This is a genomic window from Bifidobacterium sp. UBA6881, assembly GCA_002451435.1.
Lineage (GTDB): Bacteria > Actinomycetota > Actinomycetes > Actinomycetales > Bifidobacteriaceae > Bifidobacterium.
In genome coordinates, this window is the sequence record DKCF01000046.1 from 6,496 (window position 1) to 9,183 (window position 2,688).

At 63.4% G+C, this 2,688-nt stretch carries 2 protein-coding genes and 1 pseudogene; all 3 read right to left on the reverse strand.

Features of this window, described 5'->3' with window-relative positions:
- Positions 1-225 (reverse strand): annotated as a pseudogene (locus B3C64_RS03845) (two-component sensor histidine kinase); the annotation flags it as partial.
- Between the two features lie 384 nt (positions 226-609).
- Positions 610-1,317 (reverse strand): 5'-methylthioadenosine/adenosylhomocysteine nucleosidase, encoded by a 708-nt coding sequence (locus tag B3C64_RS03850; RefSeq protein ID WP_291533857.1) that lies wholly within the window; start codon positions 1,315-1,317, stop codon positions 610-612.
- 48 nt (positions 1,318-1,365) lie between these two features.
- Positions 1,366-2,547 carry a 3-deoxy-7-phosphoheptulonate synthase gene (locus B3C64_RS03855; RefSeq protein ID WP_291533858.1) on the reverse strand — a complete coding sequence of 394 codons (1,182 nt, stop codon included), beginning with the start codon at positions 2,545-2,547 and terminating at the stop codon, positions 1,366-1,368.
- Positions 2,548-2,688: the final 141 nt, after the last annotated feature.

Genomic DNA, 2,688 nt, shown 5'->3' on the forward strand with positions numbered 1-2,688 from the left:
GACGATCAACGATTCCGGCATCGTCGCGACCAACTGCCGTTCCGTCGACCGCACCGGCACATCAGCGCCGAACAGCGACGCATCGCCCATGCCGTCGGACGCATTCGCGCGTCTCGTTCCGGCACCGCCGTCAGCCGACGCGCGCCCCCACGCGCGGCCGATCAGCAACGCGACCGCCGCGACGGCCATCAGCACGACGACAGCCGGCACCTGCTCCAACGCCATACGTTAACCTTCCGATAATCCACCATTCGTGTTCAACAGTAGCGGCCATCGGCACCTTCCATCGATGAAAAGCGCCGATGCCACCGGAAGTTTCCCTGCCGTTCATTTTACCGGAATCACGAATCCCACAATATGAGACCGCGGCGATTCCCGAAAACCGTCATCGAAAACCTTCCGCACCGTCTTCAACGGCCTTCGGACGAACATCTTCCCGAGAGCGCGGTCCCGCCGGACGTCATTGTTCGGATACGAACGTCCCGAACGCCACCGTTCCGGAAACGACACCGCGGTTCCGGACGCAACGCAACCGTTCCGGGCACGGCTTGCAAGCCGCATGCGCCAAAGCGCGCCAGCGCACGCAAGGCATGGCGGGTTACGGCGATCTCACATGCGCTTGACGATGTTCACCGTCAGCTTCGCCGCGGTGTCGGCGTATTCGGAGATGTCGAATTCCTTGAATTCCTCGTAATCGGTGTCGGCGTTGTCGCTCAGCGCGCGGATGACGAGCGCCGGCACGTCGTTGCGCGCCGCGACATGCGCCACGGCGGCGCCTTCCATCTCGACGGCGTCCGCGCCGGTCTCGCGAATCACCTGTTCGACCTTGCGCGGATCGTCCACGAAGTAGTCGCCGGTGGCGATGATGCCGACGATGTGGTGGATGCCGAGGTCGTTCAGCGCCTGGTCGGCCAGTTCGATCAGACGGTCGTCCGAATGGAATTCCGTGACCGGATGCTCCGCGGTGCCGGGCTTCCACTGCCCCACCAGACGCATGTCGGTGTCGAGGTACCGCAACGTGCCGCCGAGCACCACGTCGTTGATGTGCAGATGCGTGTTGAGGTTGCCCGCGATGCCGGAGAAGATCACGGCGTCCGGCTTGTCCGCGTCGATCAGATGCTGCGTGGTCGCCGCGATGTTGACGGTGCCCATGCCGCCGACCGTCGCGATGACGTTCACCATGGTCCCCTTGTTCGTCTCCAAGGTGCCGCGCGTCACATTGACGCCGGCTTCCTTGGTGACGGCGACGTCGTTCAACGCCGCCGCGATATTGGCGACTTCCTCATCCATTGCGCCGATGATGGCGATTGCTGTCATGTTCGTTCCCTTCCGATGGTTCCCGATGTGTCTGATGCATGATTCCGATTATTTCCAGCGGCGTTCGTTCACCGCTTCGGCGAGGCCGCGCAGCAATCGCTCCGTGGTTTCCCAACTCAGGCATTTGTCGGTGATCGACTTGCCGTATTCCAGTTCGGCGAGCGGCGCCGCGGGCTGGTTGCCACCTTCGATGAAGCTTTCCATCATGACGCCGCTGATGCCCCGCTCGCCTTGTGCGATGCGACGTGCGATGTCGCGCACCACTTCGGCCTGACGATGCTCGTCCTTGCCGGAATTGCCGTGCGAGCAGTCGACGATCAGACCATGCGCGGCCGCGGAATCGGCCGGCAGTTCCTCGCGGATGAGCCGCATGGCCTCATCCACGGACGCCGCATCGTAATTCGGACCGGAGCTTGAGCCACGGAGCACGACATGGCAATCCGGATTCCCCAATGTCTTGACGACGGCGGCACGTCCCAGATGGTCGATACCGAAGAACGTGTGCTGCCGCGCGGAGGCGAGGCAGGAATCGGCGGCCGGCTTGACCGAACCGTCGGTGGCGTTCTTGAAGCCAATCGGCATCGACAGGCCGGAGGCGAGCTGTCGGTGCACCTGGCTTTCCGTGTTGCGCGCGCCAATCGCGCCCCAGCTGATGGCGTCGGCGATGTATTGCGGGCTGGTCGGCTCCAGGAACTCGGTGGCCGCGGCCAATCCGGCGTCCAGAACCCCCAGCAGCGTGCGGCGAGCCAACAACAGTCCCTTTTTGATGTTGCAGCTGCCGTCGATATCCGGATCGTTGATCAGACCCTTCCAGCCAACGGTGGTGCGCGGTTTTTCGAAATACACACGCATGACGATCAGCAGCTCGCCGCCAAGCTCGTCCTTCAATGCGGCGAGACGATGCGCGTAATCGAGCGCCGCGGCCGGATCATGCACGGAACATGGACCGACGATCACCAGCAAGCGGTCATCCTGGCCGTACAGGCAGGCGCGAATCTCGTCACGCGAATAGGCGACGATCTCCTGCGCCTGTTCGCTCAACGGCAGATCGCCCAGCACCTGCGCCGGCGTGGGCAGCACTTCGAATTCCAGTACGCGACGGTTCACGATGCGGCTGATGCCGACCTGGTCCTCCCAGCGCGGCACGTCGGTTTCGACCAGCGGGTTCCTACCCTCATCCATCGCCCGCCTGATGGCGCGAAGATCTTCCGGCGTATTCAGCTGCTGCATGGCACTCGCTTCCCTCGGTTCGCAATCTTCCCCAAGGATAGCAATCTTCGTCAACAGCGGAAAACATCACGCCGGCCGACGACCGCTCAGCGAACGGCCGCCAATGACCGCGGCGAATCCGCCGATGGTCGTCGGGCAGCC